At 59.3% G+C, this 19,546-nt stretch carries 19 protein-coding genes; 18 read left to right on the plus strand and 1 reads right to left on the minus strand.

The genetic code is table 11. The features are described 5' to 3' along the window. Positions 1 to 162: 162 nt before the first annotated feature. The 10 genes from BHMPCIPO_RS20560 (at position 163) to BHMPCIPO_RS20605 (ending at position 8,883) form a co-directional block, all read left to right on the plus strand. Complete coding sequence (locus BHMPCIPO_RS20560) at positions 163 to 360, plus strand: heavy-metal-associated domain-containing protein (RefSeq protein ID WP_173518689.1); 198 nt, start codon at positions 163 to 165, stop codon at positions 358 to 360. A gap of 375 nt (positions 361 to 735) precedes the next feature. Next, positions 736 to 3,168, plus strand: a complete 2,433-nt coding sequence (locus BHMPCIPO_RS20565; RefSeq protein WP_246304613.1) for a heavy metal translocating P-type ATPase — start codon at positions 736 to 738, stop codon at positions 3,166 to 3,168. A 116-nt stretch (positions 3,169 to 3,284) separates the two neighbouring features. Continuing rightward, complete coding sequence (gene cueR / locus BHMPCIPO_RS20570; protein ID WP_173518691.1) at positions 3,285 to 3,755, plus strand: Cu(I)-responsive transcriptional regulator; 471 nt, start codon at positions 3,285 to 3,287, stop codon at positions 3,753 to 3,755. 92 nt (positions 3,756 to 3,847) lie between these two features. Next, the gene (locus tag BHMPCIPO_RS20575; RefSeq protein WP_173518692.1) at positions 3,848 to 4,237 is read left to right on the plus strand and encodes a hypothetical protein; all 390 of its coding nucleotides are present in this window, start codon (positions 3,848 to 3,850) and stop codon (positions 4,235 to 4,237) included. Positions 4,238 to 4,439: 202 nt separating this feature from the next. After that, complete coding sequence (locus BHMPCIPO_RS20580; RefSeq protein ID WP_173518693.1) at positions 4,440 to 4,670, plus strand: hypothetical protein; 231 nt, start codon at positions 4,440 to 4,442, stop codon at positions 4,668 to 4,670. Next, positions 4,667 to 6,130: a TolC family protein gene (locus BHMPCIPO_RS20585; protein ID WP_173518694.1), complete on the plus strand. Its 1,464-nt coding sequence runs from the start codon at positions 4,667 to 4,669 to the stop codon at positions 6,128 to 6,130. The genes BHMPCIPO_RS20580 and BHMPCIPO_RS20585 overlap by 4 nt, the downstream gene beginning before the upstream one ends. A gap of 13 nt (positions 6,131 to 6,143) precedes the next feature. Continuing rightward, positions 6,144 to 7,481 (plus strand): multicopper oxidase family protein, encoded by a 1,338-nt coding sequence (locus BHMPCIPO_RS20590; RefSeq protein WP_173520115.1) that lies wholly within the window; start codon positions 6,144 to 6,146, stop codon positions 7,479 to 7,481. 50 nt (positions 7,482 to 7,531) lie between these two features. Continuing rightward, on the plus strand, positions 7,532 to 8,017 hold the full coding sequence (locus BHMPCIPO_RS20595) for a cupredoxin domain-containing protein (protein ID WP_173518695.1): 486 nt from the start codon (positions 7,532 to 7,534) through the stop codon (positions 8,015 to 8,017). 27 nt (positions 8,018 to 8,044) lie between these two features. Beyond that, the gene (locus tag BHMPCIPO_RS20600) at positions 8,045 to 8,335 is read left to right on the plus strand and encodes a copper-binding protein (RefSeq protein ID WP_173518696.1); all 291 of its coding nucleotides are present in this window, start codon (positions 8,045 to 8,047) and stop codon (positions 8,333 to 8,335) included. Positions 8,336 to 8,418: 83 nt separating this feature from the next. Next, positions 8,419 to 8,883 carry a DUF411 domain-containing protein gene (locus BHMPCIPO_RS20605; RefSeq protein ID WP_173518697.1) on the plus strand — a complete coding sequence of 155 codons (465 nt, stop codon included), beginning with the start codon at positions 8,419 to 8,421 and terminating at the stop codon, positions 8,881 to 8,883. A 305-nt stretch (positions 8,884 to 9,188) separates the two neighbouring features. Here the strand turns inward: BHMPCIPO_RS20605 and BHMPCIPO_RS20610 are convergent, their stop codons facing one another. Next, positions 9,189 to 10,217 (minus strand): LacI family DNA-binding transcriptional regulator, encoded by a 1,029-nt coding sequence (locus tag BHMPCIPO_RS20610; RefSeq protein WP_173518698.1) that lies wholly within the window; start codon positions 10,215 to 10,217, stop codon positions 9,189 to 9,191. Between the two features lie 170 nt (positions 10,218 to 10,387). On the opposite strand from BHMPCIPO_RS20610, the gene BHMPCIPO_RS20615 reads away from it, so the two are divergent. From BHMPCIPO_RS20615 to BHMPCIPO_RS20650, 8 genes are all read left to right on the plus strand, one after another. Further along, positions 10,388 to 11,647 carry an ABC transporter substrate-binding protein gene (locus BHMPCIPO_RS20615; protein ID WP_173518699.1) on the plus strand — a complete coding sequence of 420 codons (1,260 nt, stop codon included), beginning with the start codon at positions 10,388 to 10,390 and terminating at the stop codon, positions 11,645 to 11,647. A gap of 68 nt (positions 11,648 to 11,715) precedes the next feature. Continuing rightward, positions 11,716 to 12,597 (plus strand): carbohydrate ABC transporter permease, encoded by an 882-nt coding sequence (locus BHMPCIPO_RS20620; protein ID WP_173518700.1) that lies wholly within the window; start codon positions 11,716 to 11,718, stop codon positions 12,595 to 12,597. Further along, the gene (locus BHMPCIPO_RS20625; RefSeq protein ID WP_173518701.1) at positions 12,590 to 13,426 is read left to right on the plus strand and encodes a carbohydrate ABC transporter permease; all 837 of its coding nucleotides are present in this window, start codon (positions 12,590 to 12,592) and stop codon (positions 13,424 to 13,426) included. The genes BHMPCIPO_RS20620 and BHMPCIPO_RS20625 overlap by 8 nt, the downstream gene beginning before the upstream one ends. A 13-nt stretch (positions 13,427 to 13,439) precedes the next feature. Next, entirely contained in the window at positions 13,440 to 14,582 is a 1,143-nt protein-coding gene (locus BHMPCIPO_RS20630; RefSeq protein WP_173518702.1) for an ABC transporter ATP-binding protein, read from the plus strand. Between the two features lie 120 nt (positions 14,583 to 14,702). Further along, positions 14,703 to 16,058 carry a NosD domain-containing protein gene (locus BHMPCIPO_RS20635; RefSeq protein WP_173520116.1) on the plus strand — a complete coding sequence of 452 codons (1,356 nt, stop codon included), beginning with the start codon at positions 14,703 to 14,705 and terminating at the stop codon, positions 16,056 to 16,058. A gap of 112 nt (positions 16,059 to 16,170) precedes the next feature. After that, a complete protein-coding gene (locus tag BHMPCIPO_RS20640) occupies positions 16,171 to 17,838 on the plus strand; it encodes a GH32 C-terminal domain-containing protein (RefSeq protein WP_173518703.1) in 1,668 nt (555 codons plus the stop codon). Positions 17,839 to 18,179: 341 nt separating this feature from the next. Further along, positions 18,180 to 18,713, plus strand: a complete 534-nt coding sequence (locus BHMPCIPO_RS20645) for a Spy/CpxP family protein refolding chaperone (RefSeq protein ID WP_173520117.1) — start codon at positions 18,180 to 18,182, stop codon at positions 18,711 to 18,713. Between the two features lie 132 nt (positions 18,714 to 18,845). Next, positions 18,846 to 19,544, plus strand: a complete 699-nt coding sequence (locus tag BHMPCIPO_RS20650) for a response regulator (RefSeq protein WP_173518704.1) — start codon at positions 18,846 to 18,848, stop codon at positions 19,542 to 19,544. The last annotated feature ends 2 nt before the right edge of the window (positions 19,545 to 19,546 follow it).

A 19,546-nucleotide genomic window follows, 5' to 3' on the forward strand; every position in this document is an offset into this window, starting at 1 on the left:
AATTTTTCGGAGCATTTGTCGCCGTCGAAACGGCGGTTTGCAGCGCCTCGCTACCCCGAGAGGCGATCCCGGATCCCCAGGAAAACAAGTTGAAGAGGCCTATTGACCTTCCAACGGTGGGAAGCGCCAAGTTTCTCTCACAACGAAACAAAGGAGACAAGCATGCAGACCTATAAGATCGACAACATGACCTGCGGCCACTGCGCCGGCGCCGTCCAGAAGGCGATCCTGAGCGTCGACCCGCAGGCGACGATCAAGGTCGATCTCGGCAACAGGGAGGTCAGCGTCGACACCGCTGCCGGCCCCGATGCAATCGGCGACGCTCTGAAGGCTTCCGGCTACGAGAGCCGCGCGCTCTGAACGATGCTCCGTGCGGATAACTTCCGACCAAACGTCCCGGCCATGTCGGGGCGTTTTTCTTTGGTTCGGTAGCTCGCCAAAAGCGCTTTCCTTCCAGGAGAAGAAATTTAAGGCCCTGCTCTTGACCTTCCAACGGTGGGAACCTCTACCTTCCCGTCATAGGAAGCTTTGAGACCTACCAAACGCACTGAAGTTCATCTCTCATTTCGTCGCACGGAAGTTCGGCGGCACCCTTGACCTTCCCATCGCTGGAAGGCCCAGATTGCGATAAAAGACTGTGAAAGGAGCTCGATCATGGGATCGGTGACCCCCATTAGAAATAACGACGTCGAAGCGATTTCCGCTGCCTTCAGCGCCAGCATTCCCGTCGAGGGCATGACCTGTGCCTCCTGCGTTGCGCGCGTCGAAAAGGCGATTCGCGCCGTCCCGGGTGTGACTGCGGCCTCGGTCAACCTTGCGACCGAGCGCGCCGACGTTCGCTTCGATGCCGGCACCAAATCGGCCGATATCGTCAAGGCGATCGAAAATGCCGGCTATGGCGCTGCCGAAGACACGATCGAGTTCACCATCGAAGGCATGACCTGCGCCTCCTGCGTCGCCCGCATCGAAAAGGCATTAAAGACGGTGCCGGGTGTCACTGAAGCCAACGTCAATCTGGCGACCGAGCGCGCTTCGGTCCGCGTGACGACGGGGATCGCAACGGCCGCGGCGCTCGAAGAAGCGGTTCGTGTTGCCGGCTACGCAGCCAAGCGCATCACCGGCGACGAAAGCGTCGATCGCGAAGGCGAAAAGCGCGAACAGGAGACCCGGAAGCTTGCCCGCTCGCTGTTGCTGGCAGGCGCCCTGACACTGCCGATCTTCGTGCTCGAAATGGGCTCGCACTTCGTCCCGGCCGTGCATGATTTCGTCATGACCAATATCGGCATGCAGGAAAGCTGGTACCTGCAGTTCGTGCTGACGACGCTGGTGCTCTTCGGCCCGGGCTTGCGCTTCTATCAGAAGGGTGTGCCTGCCCTCCTCCGCCTGGCTCCGGACATGAACTCGCTGGTCGCGATCGGCACGTCCGCCGCCTGGATCTATTCGGTCGTCGCAACCTTTGCGCCGGATTTCCTGCCTGACGGTACCGCCAACGTCTATTACGAGGCGGCGGCCGTCATCGTCACGCTGATCCTGCTCGGCCGTTTCCTCGAAGCGCGCGCCAAGGGCCGGACCTCCGAGGCGATCAAGCATCTGATGGGCCTGCAGGCCAAGACCGCCCGCGTCGTTCGCGACGGCGAGACGATCGAGGTCCCGCTCTCCGATGTCCACACCGGCGACACCGTACTCGTGCGCCCCGGCGACCGGGTGCCGGTGGATGGCAGCGTCATCGACGGCAACTCCTATGTCGACGAATCGATGATTACGGGCGAACCGGTTCCGGTCGAAAAGATCGCGGGCAGTGAAGTCGTCGGCGGCACCATCAACAAAACCGGCTCCTTCACCTTCCGTGCGACCAAGGTCGGCGCCGACACGGTGCTGGCGCAGATCATCAAGATGGTCGAACAGGCCCAGGGCGCCAAGCTGCCGATCCAGTCGCTGGTCGACCGTGTCACCGCCTGGTTCGTGCCCGCGGTCATCACCGTTGCGCTCGTCACCTTCGGCATCTGGCTGGTCTTCGGCCCCGATCCGGCCCTGACTTTCGCGCTGGTCAACGGCGTTGCGGTGCTGATCATCGCCTGCCCCTGCGCCATGGGCCTTGCCACTCCGACGTCGATCATGGTCGGCACCGGCCGCGCCGCCGAAATGGGCGTTCTCCTCCGCAAGGGCGAGGCACTGCAGACGCTGCGCAATGCCACCGTCATCGCCGTCGACAAGACCGGCACCTTGACCAAGGGCCGGCCGGAACTCACCGACCTCGAAACTGCCGAGGGCTTTGAACGTGACGCCGTGCTGGCACTGGTCGCCGCCGTCGAGACCCGCTCCGAGCACCCGATTGCCGAGGCGATCGTCGAGGCGGCCAAGGCAAGGGGTCTGGCAATCGCTGAGTCCGCCAGGTTCGAAGCCATTCCCGGTTTCGGCGCCAGCGCCGAGGTCGCGGGCCGCACCATCCATGTCGGCGCGGACCGGCTGATGGCGCAACTGAAGCTCGATGTCTCCGCCTTTGCCGAGCAGGCGGCCCGTCTTGGCTCGGAAGGCAAGAGCCCGCTCTATGCGGCAGTCGACGGCAAATTGGCGGCGATCATCGCCGTTGCCGACCCGATCAAGGAAACCACGCCACAGGCGATCCGCATGCTGCACGATCTCGGCCTGAAGGTCGCGATGATCACCGGCGACAACCGTCGCACGGCGGAAGCCATCGCCGCCAAGCTCGGCATCGATGAGGTCATCGCGGAAGTCCTGCCGGACGGCAAGGTCGCGGCACTCAAGACCCTGAAGGAAGGCGGACGCGCGGTTGCCTTCGTCGGCGACGGCATCAACGATGCCCCGGCGCTGGCCGAAGCCGATGTCGGGCTTGCGATCGGCACCGGCACGGATGTCGCCATCGAAAGCGCCGATCTGGTGCTGATGTCCGGCGATCTCCTGGGTGTCCCGAATGCCATCGCACTGTCCAAGGCGACAATCCGCAACATCAAGGAGAACCTCTTCTGGGCCTTCGCCTACAATGCGGTGCTGATCCCGGTTGCCGCCGGGGCGCTCTATCCGGCCTATGAGCTCCTGCTGTCGCCGATCTTCGCAGCCGGCGCCATGGCGCTCTCCAGCGTCTTCGTGCTCGGCAACGCCTTGCGCCTCAGGGCATTTCGCCCGGTGGTCGCAGCACGCGCAGCATAAAAAGACATTCTCCCCGGTCTCCTGCCGCCGCGTGGCGGGAGCCGGGGAGAGCCCCTATATTCGAAGGGCCCTATATTCGAAGGGAATGGCCGCAAGGCGGTAGCAAGGATGAAATCATGAATATCGGTGAAGCCTCACGCGCCTCTGGCGTTTCGACGAAAATGATCCGCTATTACGAGACGATCGGTCTTATTCCACCGGCCGACCGCAGCGAGGCCGGCTACCGCAACTATGGCGAAAACGACATCCATACGCTGCGCTTCATCCGCCGCTCGCGGGATCTCGGCTTCACCGTCGAGCAGATGGCCGACCTTCTGGCGCTTTGGCGCGACCGGTCGCGCGCCAGCGGCGAGGTCAAGAAGATTGCGCTCGAACATGTGGAGATCCTGGAGCGCAAGGCAGAGGAACTGAAGGCGATGAGCCGGACGCTGAAATATCTGGCCGCCCATTGCAACGGCGACGGACGCCCGGAATGTCCCATTCTCGATGACCTCGCCGACGCCGGAAATACGCCGGGCAAGGCGACGGAGCCCGCCCGCTTCGGCACGGCCGGCATCGATCCGGTTCGCAACCGGCGGCATGGATGACACGGATACATCTGGCCGGGTCTCACGCATTCGTGACGCGGCTGAGCGCCAGCAGCATTGACAGGAATCAACTGCGTTTCTACGGATCGATCATGGAAAAGGTGCGAATCATATATCTGCGTTTGCGGATTGCGCTGAAGCTGGCGATCGCTTTGTCGCTGGCCCTGCTGCCCTTTTCCACCGCTTCCGGCATGATGCATGTGGCCACGCATGGCTCGATGCAGATCGAGGCGTTCGCCAATCCGGCGCAAGTTGCCACCGAGCACTGCCCGAGCCTCGACAAGGGCAAGGTGAAGCCGAGCCAGGAAAACGGCAAGGCCGACAAGAAGGATTGCTGCAAGACCTTCTGCGCCGCCGTGGCGGTGCTTGGCGATGCTGACGAGAGCCATCCCGCCTTCCCACGCTCGGTCCGCAATTTCGGGCCGCACCCGCAGCTCACTCCGGGTGAGCTCGACGACCTTCATCGCCCCCCAAGAGCCTGACTTCGCGAATCCGTGACCGCGACTGCACGTTTCCCTTGATCCTGGCGGATTTAAGGGGCTGAACCTGCAGTAATTCAAAGTGTTACAGCGACCTTTGCGTGCCGAGCGAGGTGCACGGAGCTGTAGCGCGGTCCGCGACGAGGCCCGCCCGGTCTGCTTCCGGTCGTCGCCGATCTCTGCCCTTCACATTTCAGGTTTGACCATGAAACGTTTGTTTTCCATGGCGCTCCTGCCCATCATCCTGGGCGGATGCGCTGCCACTTTGCCTGCCGAGGTCTCAAGCCTTGGCGATCCTGCTGACAGCTCCAGCGGCATTCGAAGCACGCAGTATCGTAGCCCCATTTCGGGCTACACCCACCGCGAACCGACCGGCCCCAAGGCCTGGGGTCCGCTCAACGACGCGCAGTCGACCGCCAAGGGAGACGCGTCATGAGGCTCCGTCGTTTCAATCTCGCGGCAGCGATCGGACTGCCGCTCGTGCTTGCCGGCTGCGCCACCAATGCCGAGTATTCGGCGAAGGATGCCGGCTTTGCGACCGTGGATGCCAAGGTCTCCACAGCGGCAACCAAGAAAAGCGTCTGGATCCAGAACCGCGAGCAGGCCGACAAGGTCAATGCCGAGGTCAAGGCGCTCCTGAAGCGCAAGACGGTCGACGCCGACACCGCCGTTCAGATCGCTCTACTCAACAACAAGGGGCTGCAGGCGGCCTATGCCGACTTGGGCGATGCCTCAGCGGATGCCTGGCAGGCGACGCTCTTCCTCAACCCCACCGTCTCGATCGGTACCACCGGCATCGGCACACCGGAGCTCCAAGCCTACGAAGCTATCGAGGGTCTCGTCACCACCAACATCCTGGCACTCCTGACCCGCGACAAGAATATCGCCGTCGCCGATGCGCGCTTTCGCCAGGCACAGCTCACCGCGGCACTCAGCACCTTGCAGCTTGCCGCCGAAACGCGCCGCGCCTGGATCGAAACAGTCGCCGCATGGGAAACCGTCGGGCAACTCAGCCAAGCACAGGCTGCGGCGGACGCCTCTTCCGAACTGGCGGCGAAACTCGGCGAGACCGGCGCCATGGGCAAGGGCAATCAGGCGCGTGAGCACGTCTTCAACGCGGAACTCGCCGGCCAGGCGGCCGAAGCCCGGCTTGCGGCGCGTCTTGCCAAGGAAAACCTCACACGACTGATGGGCCTCTGGGGCGCCGACGTTGACTACCAGGTCCCGAACCGCTTGCCGAACCTGCCGAAGACGCTCGCCCGCAGGGACAGCATCGAGGCGGAAGCGCTGAAGCGCCGTGTCGACCTGCAGATCGCGCGGCTCGATCTCGAAGCCGTGGCGAAGTCCTACCAGCTGACCGAAGCGACCCGCTACGTGACCGACCTTGAATTGGTCGCCGGCGCCGAAACCGAACGGGAGCGCGAGGATCACGACACCAAGGTTGAGACAACGGGACAATTCGAGCTCGAATTCGTCATCCCGATCTTCGACACCGGAAGCGCGCGCATGCGCAAGGCGGAGCTCGCTCATATGCGGGCGGCGAACTTGCTTGCGGAAAAGGCGGTCAACATCCGCTCCGAGGCGCGCTCGGCCTATGGGGCCTATCGCTCGCGCTACGAGATTGCCCGGCACTATCGCAACAATGTCGTGCCGCTGCGAACGAAGATCGAGGAGGAAGCAACGCTCAGCTACAACGGCATGATCACCAGCACCTTCGAACTGCTTGCCGACGTCAGGGCCAAGGTCAATTCGACGGTGCTCGCCGTCAACGCGAAGCGCGATTTCTGGCTGGCCGATGCCGATCTGATGACGGCCATCCACGGCGGCGGATCAGGCGGATCGGCTGGAGCAGCAGCGGCGCCGGCAGCAGCCGAAGCCGGCGGCGCAGGACATTAAGAAGGATCGCATGATGTTCAACAGAAGGCACTTCCTCGGCGCCGGCGCGGCTCTCGTTTCGACCGCCGCCTGGGCGCAGACCTCCAACTCCGGCCTGCCGGAAGCGGCAAGCATGGACAATGCCACGACCCAGAAACCTCTCGTTCCGACGAGCGGACCCGACTATCAGCCGGTCGTCACCCTCAACGGCTGGACGCTGCCGCACCGCATGAACAACGGCGTCAAGGAGTTCCACCTCGTTGCCGAGCCGGTCGAGCGGGAAATGGCGGATGGCATGACCGCCTATCTCTGGGGCTATAACGGCCAGTCGCCGGGTCCGACGATCGAGGCGGTCGAAGGCGACCGCGTCAGGATCTTCGTCACCAACAAGCTGCCGGAGCACACCACTGTCCATTGGCACGGCATGATCCTGCCGTCGGGCATGGATGGCGTCGGCGGCCTGTCGCAGCCGCATATTCCGGCCGGCAAGACCTATGTCTACGAGTTCGACCTCGTGAAGTCCGGCACCTTCATGTACCACCCGCATGCCGACGAGATGGTCCAGATGGCCATGGGCATGATGGGCTTCTTCGTGGTGCACCCAAAGGATCCGCACTTCATGCGCGTCGACCGCGACTTCGTGTTCCTGCTCAACGCCTATGACATTGACCCCGGCACCTATGTTCCGCGCATCATGGAAATGACCGACTTCAACATGTGGTGCTGGAACAGCCGCATTTTCCCGGACATCGATCCGCTGGTCGTTTCCAAGAACGACCGGGTGCGCGTGCGGGTCGGAAACCTCACCATGACCAACCATCCGATCCACATGCACGGCTACGATTTCGAGGTGACCTGCACCGACGGCGGCTGGGTGCGGCCGGAAGCTCGCTGGCCGGAAGTGACGATCGACATTCCCGTCGGCGCCATGCGCGCCTACGAGTTCGACGCCAAGTACGAGGGCGACTGGGCGATCCACTGCCACAAGTCGCACCACACGATGAATGCGATGGGACACGACATCCCGACCTTCATCGGCGCCGACAAGAAATCCGTCGCGGCCAAGATCCGCAAGGTCAAGCCCGACTACATGCCCATGGGTACGGCCGGCATGGCCGATATGGGCGAAATGGAAATGCCGCTCCCCGACAACACGATCCCGATGATGACCGGCTGGGGTCCGCACGGCGCGCTGGAGATGGGCGGCATGTTCTCGGTGGTGAAGGTGCGCGAGGGCATCTCCGCCGGCGATTACAGCGACCCCGGCTGGTACGAAAACCCGCCGGGAACGCAGGCCTTCGAGTGGACCGGCGAACTGCCGGAAGCAACGCGGGCCAAGGATGCCAAGACCGTGATCACGCCGAAACCATGACGGAACGGCAGATCGCAACGAACTATCTCAAATCCACCAGGAAACATACGATGAAGAAGACAGCAACCGCTCTGGCATTCATTGCCGCCTCCGCCCTTTCCTCCCAGGCACTTGCCAGCGGCAGCCATGCCGGCGGCCACGGCGAGGTGTCCATCGGCGAAGCCGGCGACAAGAAAAAGGCGACCCAGACGATCCGCATCACCATGAAGGAAACCGACGACGGCAAGATGATTTTCACCCCGGCCACCATCAAGGTCCGACAGGGTCAGACGGTCCACTTCGCGATCAAGAACGCAGGCGAACTCGCTCACGAATTCGTCCTCGATGACAAGGCGACGATCCAGGAACACAAGGCCACCATGGAGAAGTTTCCCGACATGGAGCACGACGACCCGAACGCCATTCGCCTCGAGCCCGGCAAGTCCGGCGATATCTACTGGACCTTCGCCAATGACGGCACCTTCGAGTTCGCCTGCCTGGTGCCCGGCCACTACGACGCCGGCATGCACGGTCCGCTCGATGTCGTGAAGAAGTAACCAAGAGCAAAAGGAAAGGATGAAACCATGAAATCAGTAGGCACCCTCGTCGCAGCGTTCGCGCTCGCTGTCTCCGCAACGTTTGCCCTCCCCGCCCAGGCGGCGGAGTTCACCAAGGGCGTCGTCAAGAAGATCGACACCAAGACCAAGAAGGTGACGATCGACCACGAGGACCTGAAGAACCTCGACATGCCGGCCATGACCATGGTGTTCCGCGTCGGCGACGATGCCTTGCTGGCAAAACTCAAGGAAGGTGCTGCGATCGAATTCGTGGCCGACCGGGTCAACGGCAAGCTGACCGTGACCGAAATCAAGTAACTGCGACAATGAGCCCGGGTCGACTTCGCGCGGCCCGGGCGCCACAATCCTCTCATCAGGCAGAAACGGGAAAGGAGCGTCCGATGGATGTGTTACGCAGACATTTCGTGGCAGGCACGATTGCGGGCATCACCCTCTTTGCGACAGGCGCCGCGGCGGCAACCGGCACCATGGCCATCTACAAGGATCCGCAATGCGGCTGTTGCGAGCAATGGGCCGAAGCGATGGAGGCCGCCGGCTACAAGGTCGACATCCACGACGAAGCCGATATGTCGGTCATCAAGACGCGCTTCGCAGTGCCGGCCGACATGGAAGGTTGCCACACCGCCGTCATCGACGGCTATATCATCGAGGGGCACGTGCCGCTGGAAGCAGTCCGCAAGCTCCTGTCTGAGCGGCCCGATATCGCCGGGCTCGCCGTCCCCGGCATGCCCTCAGGCTCGCTCGGCATGGGCAACGACCCGCAGGCCACCTACGACGTCTATACGATTGCCAAGGCGGAGGGCGCGCAATCGACGGTCTACTATCAGGTAAGACCGGCGAAATAGGGCGTTGCCGCAGGGCGGCTGCCCAATACAGCATCCGAGGCGCTTGCGCGATGGTGGAGGCGCCTTGGACTTCAAACTGAACTCATTACTTCAATCTGAACTTCATTACATTGTACGCTTGGCCCCTCCATGGGAAATTGGGCAGTGGCAAGTGCGACTGGCCGACCGACGGGTTTCGAGCGAGGCGGAGCGGCTTCGCTGCACCGACGGGATTGCGAGCAAGACCGTTGCGAGCGCACTTGGCGTGCATGAACATAGGCCGCCGACATCAAGAAGCTCAGCGAGAACCACCAAAGGATAATTTATCAAGAACACGCGGGCGGGCTGACAGATCCGCGTTCTATGAGCTTGCAGGGCAACACCCATTGAGGTCGGTCACTTTTGTTACCCTGTAAAAGCGTGTTCAAGCGTTCCGCACCCGTCAACCCGAGGTCATAGTATGGTAGTGCAGCCGTCGTCAGTTCAGGTTTCAAGGCCATCGAAACGGTCCGGAAATCGTCGAAGCCCACAATGCTGATATCTTCTGGGATCCGCAGCCCCAGAGACAAAGCTGCGATGTAAATTTGGATCGCCATTTCGTCGTTGCCGCTCATTATCGCGGTAGGACGGTCCTTCTGCATGAGCATTTCAGTCGCTGCCGCAAAGACGTAGTTGTTTTCTGACCCGACGGGCCCTTCCATGCCAAGTTTGATAGCGAGGTCGCCCTCGGTGAGACCGAATTCCCTGGTTGTTTTGAGGAATGCTTCCAGGCGCAGTTCCGCCCCCTGAAGAATTGGATTGAGCCGGATGTAGCCGATCTTTCGATGACCCTTGTCAAGCAGATAGCGGGTAAGATCTTGCGCACCCTGGTAGTCATCAGGCTCGATCGACGGTAACAGTTCGTTCGTCTGAGACCTGCAGTTGATCATCACCGTCGGAATCTGGACATCGCCTGCCTCAGGATCCACGGTGCGACGGTACATTGTGACATAAAGGACCCCATCAATCCGATGGGACTGAAACATTTTCCAGACTTCAGCCTCTCTCTCGATAGAGCCGCCTGTATTTGCCATGAGGATGGTCTTCCCGTTGGCATTTGCCCAATCCTGTATTCCCCGCACAATGTCGACCGAATAGGGTGTGGTAGACACATAGTCTGTGATGATGCCGAAGGTGTTGGAGCGGCTCGAACGAATGAGGCGCGCCGCCATGTTCGGAATATAGCCCAGGTCCCGGATAGCCTTTTCCACACGCTCCCGGGTTTCCTCAGTCACATAAGGCTCACCGTTGATAACTCGTGAAACTGTTTTGTTGGAAACCCCGGCCGCTTTCGCGACGCTGATAATGCTGACCATGTCCCACCAATCTCCTTGCTGGGCACCGTTTTAAACCAGCGACATGACAACGTCGACATATTTTTCTGACAACGTCGACAACGCGCGTTGACAACGTCGTCATAAGGCGACTATGTTCCGACAAAGCAAGGGCACTAACACAAGCGCCCAGGCAAGCGAGGGAGGAATCGATGAAGAGACTGGTTGGTGCTAGCGCGCTCGCGCTTGTTCTCATGGCGGCCTCTGCCAAAGCCGAGACCATCAATATCTTGGTGGAAGGCGGCGGCGAGATGCTGCAGAAGGCTGTCGCCGAAAAGTTCACCGCCGAGACCGGAATAGAGGTGAACTTCACCGTCGTTCCCTACCAGGGCGTCTTTGATAAGTTCTCAGCCGAAATCGCCTCCGGCTCTTCTGCGTTCGATGTCATTACTATCGATGTCGTTTGGAATGCGAAATTCGCCAGCCACGTCGAAGACATTTCATCTCTTTTTACCGATGCAATTCGAGCGGACTTGCCGCCAGCCTTGCTGGCAGACGCGAAGGTCGGTGACAAAGTGATTGGCATGCCTGCTTGGGCAAATGCCGAGATCGTCTTCTATCGCAAAGATCTCTTCGATAAGCCGGAGGAGAAGGAAGCGTTTCAGGCGAAGTATGGCTACCCCCTCGCTCCTCCCAAGACATGGCAGCAGTGGCGTGAGATCGCGAAATTCTTCACGCGCGACACCGATGGCGATGGCAAGATTGACTTCTGGGGTACCGACACCATCGGCACCTTCTCTGAGGAGTGGATGGCCCATGTGCTGCAGGCGGGTTCACCCGGTGTGATTCTCGATAAGGATGGGCAGGTCATCATTGACAATGACGCGCATCAGAAGGCGCTCGAATTCTATATTGCGTCGCACTGCGTGGATCATTCGGTTCCAGAAAACGTCAACGAAATCGGCTGGGGCGAGGCACAGAACCTGTTCTACCAGGGCAAGACGGCCATGACGAAGTTCTGGGCACACGCCTATAAGATGACGCCTGCAGATTCAAAGGTCAGCGGCAAAGTCGGCGTCGTGCCGATGTTGGCCGGCGACGCCGGAATCGCCGCTATTCCTGGCCCTTGGTACAACGTTGTCCCCTCGACTTCCCAGCACAAGGACGCGGCGAAGAAATTCATCGCTTTCGCGATCGCCAACAATGCGTTGGGCATTGAGGCGCCGCTCGGCCTTGCCGCAACGAATTCCGCCTATCGCAGCTATTCGGGAAAATCGGGGTATGAACACTTCGCCCCACTTCTCGAGACGCTGAGCGCGCCCGCGACACAAGGCCGGCCGATCAACGAGAAATATCAGGAAATCGTCGACGAAGCTGTCTTGCCCGCTGTCCAGGAGGCACTGACTTGCAAGGCGGATGTCGCAGAAGTGCTGAAGGAAGCCAAGGAGACGATTGAGGACATCCTCAATTAATCCGACGTTTACCTCAATGTCGCGGGCGGATGAGATGCCGCCCGCAATATCATCTCTTGGAGACGGACATGTCGGGTGAAGACCGATTTGTGCTCTGCATGCTTGCGCCTGCGGTAGCGATCCTCGGATTGCTGGTCGCTTACCCGGTCGGGCTCCTGATATTCGATTCCTTTTTCAAGGTCGATACGATCACACCGAACATACGCGAGTGGGTCGGGCTGCAGAACTATGTCGACGCGTTAACGTCGAAACGCGTTGCGGAGAGCGCGCTGAGGACCGTTCAGTATTCGGTCTTTGCGTTGTTCTTTGAATTCACTTTCGGTTTCTGTGCTGCGTTATTGTTTTCGGCCATGGCTGGGGAGTCGCGTTGGCACCGTACGATCTTCGCTCTGCCGTTGATGGTCCCACCCATCGTCGCGGGCCTGCTGTGGCGGTTTCTCCTCGTCGGCAATATCGGCATCCTCAACTACGGGCTCGTTCGCTTGGGTCTGATCGACGATCCCAATGAAATTGCCTGGCTCTCCAGCGAGGACATTGTCATCTATTCTGTCTCCTTTGCCGACATCTGGTTGACGACCTCCTTTGTCGCTCTTGTGTCCTATGCCGGGTTGACGAATATCCCAAAGGACCTGCTGGAAGCAGCCCGGATCGACGGGGCGAATGCGCTCAAGCGCTTCTGGCACGTAACCCTGCCGCTCATGCGGCCGGTGATCGCAGTCGTCGTCATCGTACGCGGCGTGGACGCCGCCAAGACTTTCGACCTGATCTGGATACAGACCCAAGGTGGTCCCCGCCATGCCTCGGAAGTGTTCTCGATGAACATCTACCAACGCATGGTTCGTTTCGGCGACCTCGGGGAAGCATCCGCATCCGGTGCCCTCTTCCTTATCGTCATGATGCTCTTGGCTGCCCTCGCCTATTGGAAGATCTGGAGGCCGGTCCATGCATAAGGCTCGCCACCTCAATGTCAGTGGGATATTGATAAACGGGGCGGCTCTCGTGCTCGTGTTGTCGTACGCGCTGCCCTACATGTATCTGCTCATGACCTCCATCAAGCCGGCGGCCGATGTCCAGCAGATCCCGCCGAGCTTCTTTCCGGCCGTTCTATCGTTCGAAAATTTTCGCGAAGTCCTGCGATCGTCGACGCTACCGAAAGCCTTCGTCAACTCTCTCACTGTGGCGGTGCTGACAACCGCGCTTTCGCTGGCAGTGGCCGTTCCCGCTGCCTACGTCGCCACACAGTACCGGCGCAGGATCACGACCCTCTTCCTGCTCTTTGCGCTGGTCACGCGCATGGTGCCGTCGGTGTCCTTGGGTGTGCCACTGTTCCAGCTTTTGAAGTCTCTGGGCTTACTCGATACGGTCCCGGGCCTTGTTCTCGCCCACACCTCGGCCGCCGTGCCGCTGGCGCTATTGCTCATGTCCGCCTTCTTCGAAGGCATGCCGAGGGAGCTCGAAGAAGCAGCTCGCATGGATGGCTGCACGCGTTTCCAGGCCTTTCGGAAGATCGTCCTTCCGGTCATGACGGGTGGGATCGCAGTCACCGCGCTCTTCACCTTCATCACGAGCTGGAACGAGTTCCTCTACGCGTTGCTGCTGACATCAGAGGCTACGAAAACAGCACCAATCGTCATCGCCGAATACAACTCGGTCTACGGGCTTGCCTGGGGCGCGATGACCGCGGCCGCGGTGCTCTACTCGCTTCCGGTCATCGTCGTAACGCTAGCACTTCAAAAGCAGATCGTCGGCGGCCTGACATTCGGCGCTGTAAAGGGATGAGGGAGACAGAAGCATGGCCGGCATAGAGCTGCGCAATATCAACAAGGTCTACGGCAACCGCTTTCACGCCCTTCACGACCTCAACTTCGATATCAGAGACGGCGAGTTCATGGTGTTTGTGGGCCCGTCGGGGTGTGGGAAGTCGACCGCGCTGCGTATGATCGCCGGCCTGGAGAGTATTTCCAGCGGCGAACTCAGGATCGGCGACAGGGTTGTCAACCATATCGATCCCAAGGATCGCGACATCGCAATGGTGTTCCAGTCCTACGCGCTTTATCCCCATAAGACGGTCCGCGAAAACATAGCCTTTCCTCTGCAGATGGCGAGACTGCCGACGACCGAAATCGACAGTCGCGTTAACGAGGCTGCACGCATTCTCGAGCTGACTGCTTTACTGGACCGCAAACCGGCGCTCCTTTCGGGCGGCCAGCGCCAGCGGGTCGCCATGGGACGGGCGATCGTTCGCAAGCCGGCAGCATTTCTGATGGACGAACCGCTTTCCAATCTCGATGCCAAGCTGCGCGTGCAGATGCGCGGCGAGATCGCCAGCCTGCAACGAAAACTGAATGTCACTACGATTTATGTGACCCACGATCAGGTCGAGGCGATGACGATGGGCGACCGCGTAGCTGTCATGAAAGGCGGCGTGCTCCAGCAAGTCGACACACCGCAAAACCTTTACAATCGCCCAGAAAATGTCTTTGTCGCCGCCTTTATCGGATCGCCCTCGATGAACTTGTACGAGGCCGTTCTGAATGGAAGGACGCTGACTCTGGGCAGCAATAGTTTCGAAATCCCAGACCGGGTTTTCGAATACCGCCCCTCCCTCAACGGTGCGTCTAACCGTCAGGTCATTGTTGGTTTCCGGCCCGAGCACATGAACGACGCTGCGATCCGACCTTCTTCGGCCGAGATCTCGGCCCCGGTCACTCTTGTCGAGGCGCTAGGCTCTGAATCCCTGGTGCATCTGAATATCGACGCAGCGTGGGTGGATGCTGGCGACCCGGATGCCGTCGCCGACATCGGCGACGAAAGAGCTGCTGTAGCCCGCTTTTCTCCGAAGAGCACAGTACGCGCAGGTGATATCGCGCGCATCGCCGTCGATGCCGAAGAACTTCACTTCTTTGAACCGGACACCCGCACCAGCATCTGGTGACGCGGAGAAAACCAAGAGTGACTAGCCCGGCTGTCAACACCAATCGCCTGCAACGATTGCGAGCAACAAGCCAATCGAAAACGCGCTGTGGAGCAAGAGATGTCCGCGCAGACATTAAAAATGGTTAGCGAAAACTGTTACGATGTAACGAAGTATCCCGTCGGTAATCCCCATGAGGATATCGGAGCGGTCATCAATAGTATCATTGAGGATATTAAAAGCAGGCAACCGGTTTCCGATCTAAATGATGGCGGAAAACCTGGGGCAGTGATCTATATACCGCCAGGCGATTATCGTCTTGTCACTCAAGTCGTTATAGACGTGAGTTATTTGAAAATCGTGGGCTCTGGACATGGTTTTACGTCTTCGAGCATCCGCTTCAACATACCCGCAAACGAACTGGCGCACTGGCACGAAGTGTGGCCGGGCGGAAGTCGCATACTCGTGGACACTTCTCCAGAGGCCGCCGACGGCGAGGCTGCTGGAGCCGCGTTTTATGTTAAGCGCACCGGAAATCCTCGTATAAGCTCTGTGGAGTTTGCCGATTTTTGCATCGATGGCCTGCACTTCGTTGACGATAGCTCGGGGAAAAATGATGCAGAAAATACATACAAGAATGGCAAAACGGGAATCTATGTAGGCAGCCCGAATGACTCATTCCGAATAACGGGGATGGGTCTCATCTATCTGGAGCATGGAGTTACTGTTCATGATGCAGATGCGCTCGCGATAGATAACAATTTCATCGCAGAGTGCGGCAACTGCATCGAATTGAAAGGTATGGGACAGGCCTCAAGGATAGCGAATAACTTTGTCGGGGCCGGATATAATGGACATTCCATTTACGCTGAAAACTATGGGGGCATTCTAGTATCCTCAAACAACGTATTCCCTCGGGGAGCTAGCAGTGTCTATTTTTCCGGCGTGGTGCGTTCCTCGATCACAGGAAATAGATTTCATTCCTTTTATCCCGGCATGTTGGTTTTTGCCGCCAATTGTTGCGAGAACTTGGTCTCCTCAAATCACTTCTTGCGAGACCGCGAGCCATGGGCGCCCATGCAGAAGTACGATAACGGATTGGATGATCTGTTCGGGCTTTTGCGGATCGACGGCAGCAACAATTCAATCATCGCCAACCACATTTCGCAAACAATAGATACACAATATATCAAGCCAGCCTCAGCAAAGCCTGTGATAATTAATGTAGTTTCCGGTAACGGCAATTACATAGCCAATAATCACATTGTGGCCACAACCGAAATATCACAAATCAACGACGCACCAAACAGCGCCTGTTTTTCAACACAAGTGGGCGCGTTGCTTTCAACTGATAACTTGAAGGCGCTCGAAGTAACGGCAGTACGGGTGCAAAAAGAGGCGGCCCGGAATACTGTCCTAGATTCAGGCAATGACGAACAGGTTGAGATGGACAGAACGCTGAATGCATTCAGGGGCACTCCAGTTCCTGGGCAATAGTGGCCCGCGCGGCACTGGCCCGAACGTGGGCTTTCGAACAGCTAAACCTCCTCCTGGAAGTAACCGAGGTCGGTTTCAGGCCGGCCCCTTTCTCTAAATTGCGTGTCGATATATGGCTAAAGAGACTGTTTTCTTCGCCTCAGGCGAACGTCTGGAATTCTGGGCCTCCGGACCCGGTGCCGTTACAATCTCGCAGGATGACCAGATTCTGTGGCAAGCGTCAGCTCTTGAATCTCACCCAGCCTATTATTCCTATCACCATCGGGAAGCTGGCACGGTCATCGTCGAATGGGACAGACCAGAGTCGTTCCTCTGGGCCTATTCCTACGACCCGGCGAAGGTCGCTGAGGAAGGCATAAGGCTCTGGGAGTTCAGCGCTGACAAAATATCGCTCCGCGTCGGCAAAGATATCGACACGTGGCTGGAGAGCGATCCCGATCGCCCGCAAATCCATTTTTCTCCCTGCCGACATTGGATGAATGACCCCGTTGGTCTCTGCAAAGTCGGCGAGCTATGGCACCTGTTTTATCAATTCCATCCCATCGGCAGCGACTGGGGACCGATGCATTGGGGACATGCGACCAGCCACGACCTGATCAATTGGCTCCACATGCCGGTCTTTCTGCATCCAGAACAGAACTTATGGCGCCTCGGAGCCACCGGAGGCGCCTTCTCCGGCAACGCATTTCGCGATCGAGATGGAACCTTGATGTTCTTCTACACGGAGCGCCTTCCCGCCTATGACCTCTTCAAAGGCTATCGGGAAGTTCAGAAAATCGCTCGCCCAGATCGTCGGATCATCAAAGCAGAAAGCATCGTGACAGTCCTGGAGGAGCGTCCCAAGGCAGTGGAGCACGATTTTCGCGATCCCAAAGTTTGGTGGGATGAAGTCAACGGCGCCTATCGTATGGTACTCGGCGCCTCCATACACGGCGACCCGGCGGTTCTGCTTTATGGATCCGATAACTTGGTCGACTGGAGCTATTTGGGACCGCTTTTCCGCGCACCTCCATCTTTCCGTCTCGAGGGAGCAAGGGCAGTCGAATGCCCGGACTTCTTCACCGTCGGTGGCAAATGGGTACTGATTATGGGTTTTGTGGGCCATCGCGATCCTGAAAGCGGCCGGCACAACCTCCTTTACGGGCTTGTTGGAGATTTTTTCGACGATCGCTTTGTTCCTCACTCGGACACGCTTCAACTCCTCGACTTCGGGACGGACTTCTATGCAATGCAAAGCTTCTCGGCATCTGGTAGGCAGATAGCACTCGCGTGGCTGTTCAACTGGGAGTTCCGAAAACCAGATGGGTCACCCTATTCGGGGGAGATGTCCGTCCCTCGGGAGCTGTACTTAGATGAACTTAACCGCATATGTATGAGGCCCGCCTCTGAGTTTGATGGCAAAGTTGACCGCATCGCTGTACAGCCCATTGAGCCGTTGCTTTTCCCCTTGCCCGATGCGCCGATCGAGGTTCGCCTTGACGGCCCTCTGGAGGGCACCTCAATTTCGGCTACTCAACAAGGTCGGCCTTCTTTCACAATTTGTGTGAAAGATGGAACCATATCTGTGAGCCTGCCCCAGGATGACGGTTCGATCCGATACGAGGGCACATTGCCTCAGGCGTCGGATTTGCGCGTCATCTACGACAGAGGGATTGTGGAGATTTTCGCAGACCACGGAGTGATCTGTGGCACGCGGCGCAGCTATTTGGATTCACAACCTGATAGGCTGGCTATCCGGTCAGGATCATGCGTTAGTGTATGCCGCCTAGCCTCAACCTAGTGCTGGCCCGAAACGCTTTGAAGCAAAGCTGGCGGCAAACTACAGGGCACCCAGCCCACACGGGGGAAGTGATTTCGATCAAAGCAATTCGAGGCGCAGAGATATTTGAGCTCAATCCAGCCCGAGGAAATCGGGCCGCCACCGGCTCGTAGCAGCAACAGGCAGCTGCGACTCGTTTGAGCAAAACCAGTGGCAGCCGGGGCGTCTCATGCCCAGTGCGAGGGTTGGGCGGGCATGCGGCTGGCTTTACATTTCTTTACATTCGCGCGGAACGCTCGAAACGTTCGCCCGCTAGATTTCCCTCACCGCAGCAACTGCTGCGGACTGAAAGGAGACTGGCAATGGAAAATGAGGACAAGACGCTGGCGACCCCGGCCGCGGGTGGACCCGCCCCGAAGCAATGGGGGCGACGCCTCCTGATCGGCGGCCTCGCAGCCGCCGCGGTTATCGGCGGGATCGGTTTTGCGGCCGCGCGCAGCGATTTCGGCTTCAGAATGGGCGGCCACATGATGCACGCATACATGGGAGGCGGCGGCTTTATGGAACACCGGATCGGTTCCGTGCTCGATGAACTTGATGCCACATCCGAGCAGGAAGACAAGCTTTGGAACATCATCGACACGGCGCGCGCTGAGATACGCCCGACTTTCCGAGACTTCCGCGAGACGCGTGACCAGGTTATCGAACTTCTCGGATCGCCGACGATCGACCGCACCGCGGCTGAAAAACTGCGCAGTGAGCGCATAGCAGCCATCGACGCGGCCTCGCGCAAGATGACGACCGCGCTCATCGACGCCGCGGAAGTGCTGACACCTGAACAGCGCGCCAAGCTCGCCGAGCATTTGAAGGAGCGCGGAGGCCACGGTCGGTGGTAAGACCGGCTCGGCTGCTGCATCTTTCCTTGGAGCTGATTTAGGGACAAGAACATGCAGCGATTTGAAGTGTTACGGCGTCTCCGCGCCTCTCATGAGGCGCGCGCCTGAAGGCTACGAACGGAGCGAGAAGAGATGGTGGAACGGGTCCTGATCGTTGACGACGATACGCGCCTTTCCGCCATGCTCGCCGACTATCTTTCCGGAAACGGCTATACCGTGCACACGGTGGCGACCGCCACGGCTGCCCTTGCCGACCTCGCCCGCTGTGCACCGGACGTCGTCATTCTCGATGTCATGCTGCCGGACCTTGACGGCTTCGAGGCCTGTCGGCGCATTCGTTCGGTCTCTGACGTGCCTATCCTGATGCTCACCGCCAAAGGCGAAGAGACAGACCGTATCGTTGGGCTGGAGCTCGGCGCCGATGATTATCTGCCCAAGCCCTTCAACCCGCGCGAATTGCTGGCGCGGCTGAAGGCGATCCTGCGTCGCCGCCACGGTCGTGCAGCCACTTCGCGGGCCTTTCGCTTCGGACGGCTGGAGATCGATCCGGGGTCCCGCTCGGTCAGGGTCAATGGCCGCGAATGTACGTTGACCAGCTACCAGTTCGACTTGCTCGTGGCGCTTGCCGAGAATGCCGGCCGCATTCTGTCGCGCGAGCAATTGATGGACATGGTCAAAGGCGAGGAGCTCGATGCATTCGACCGCTCGATCGACGTCCATGTGTCGCGCATCAGGGCGGCCATCGAGACCGATCACAAGCATCCAAGGCGCATCATCACGGTGCGCGGCGCCGGTTATGTTTTCGCCCGCTTCCAGGACGATGAGAGATAGGC

The sequence above is a fragment of the Ensifer sesbaniae genome, assembly GCF_013283665.1.
In the GTDB taxonomy this organism is placed as follows: domain Bacteria; phylum Pseudomonadota; class Alphaproteobacteria; order Rhizobiales; family Rhizobiaceae; genus Ensifer; species Ensifer sesbaniae.

What these genes read in the sequence shown, in the direction of transcription:
- cueR (WP_173518691.1), top strand. Translation starts at nt 3,285, where the DNA reads ATGAATATCGGTGAAGCCTCACGCGCCTCTGGCGTTTCGACGAAAATG.
- BHMPCIPO_RS20610 (WP_173518698.1), bottom strand. Translation starts at nt 10,217, where the DNA reads ATGGTCAGCATTATCAGCGTCGCGAAAGCGGCCGGGGTTTCCAACAAA.
- BHMPCIPO_RS20605 (WP_173518697.1), top strand. Translation starts at nt 8,419, where the DNA reads ATGGATGTGTTACGCAGACATTTCGTGGCAGGCACGATTGCGGGCATC.
- BHMPCIPO_RS20640 (WP_173518703.1), top strand. Translation starts at nt 16,171, where the DNA reads ATGGCTAAAGAGACTGTTTTCTTCGCCTCAGGCGAACGTCTGGAATTC.
- BHMPCIPO_RS20650 (WP_173518704.1), top strand. Translation starts at nt 18,846, where the DNA reads ATGGTGGAACGGGTCCTGATCGTTGACGACGATACGCGCCTTTCCGCC.
- BHMPCIPO_RS20560 (WP_173518689.1), top strand. Translation starts at nt 163, where the DNA reads ATGCAGACCTATAAGATCGACAACATGACCTGCGGCCACTGCGCCGGC.
- BHMPCIPO_RS20620 (WP_173518700.1), top strand. Translation starts at nt 11,716, where the DNA reads ATGTCGGGTGAAGACCGATTTGTGCTCTGCATGCTTGCGCCTGCGGTA.
- BHMPCIPO_RS20645 (WP_173520117.1), top strand. Translation starts at nt 18,180, where the DNA reads ATGGAAAATGAGGACAAGACGCTGGCGACCCCGGCCGCGGGTGGACCC.
- BHMPCIPO_RS20635 (WP_173520116.1), top strand. Translation starts at nt 14,703, where the DNA reads ATGGTTAGCGAAAACTGTTACGATGTAACGAAGTATCCCGTCGGTAAT.
- BHMPCIPO_RS20630 (WP_173518702.1), top strand. Translation starts at nt 13,440, where the DNA reads ATGGCCGGCATAGAGCTGCGCAATATCAACAAGGTCTACGGCAACCGC.
- BHMPCIPO_RS20590 (WP_173520115.1), top strand. Translation starts at nt 6,144, where the DNA reads ATGTTCAACAGAAGGCACTTCCTCGGCGCCGGCGCGGCTCTCGTTTCG.
- BHMPCIPO_RS20625 (WP_173518701.1), top strand. Translation starts at nt 12,590, where the DNA reads ATGCATAAGGCTCGCCACCTCAATGTCAGTGGGATATTGATAAACGGG.
- BHMPCIPO_RS20565 (WP_246304613.1), top strand. Translation starts at nt 736, where the DNA reads ATGACCTGTGCCTCCTGCGTTGCGCGCGTCGAAAAGGCGATTCGCGCC.
- BHMPCIPO_RS20580 (WP_173518693.1), top strand. Translation starts at nt 4,440, where the DNA reads ATGAAACGTTTGTTTTCCATGGCGCTCCTGCCCATCATCCTGGGCGGA.
- BHMPCIPO_RS20575 (WP_173518692.1), top strand. Translation starts at nt 3,848, where the DNA reads ATGGAAAAGGTGCGAATCATATATCTGCGTTTGCGGATTGCGCTGAAG.
- BHMPCIPO_RS20615 (WP_173518699.1), top strand. Translation starts at nt 10,388, where the DNA reads ATGAAGAGACTGGTTGGTGCTAGCGCGCTCGCGCTTGTTCTCATGGCG.
- BHMPCIPO_RS20595 (WP_173518695.1), top strand. Translation starts at nt 7,532, where the DNA reads ATGAAGAAGACAGCAACCGCTCTGGCATTCATTGCCGCCTCCGCCCTT.
- BHMPCIPO_RS20585 (WP_173518694.1), top strand. Translation starts at nt 4,667, where the DNA reads ATGAGGCTCCGTCGTTTCAATCTCGCGGCAGCGATCGGACTGCCGCTC.
- BHMPCIPO_RS20600 (WP_173518696.1), top strand. Translation starts at nt 8,045, where the DNA reads ATGAAATCAGTAGGCACCCTCGTCGCAGCGTTCGCGCTCGCTGTCTCC.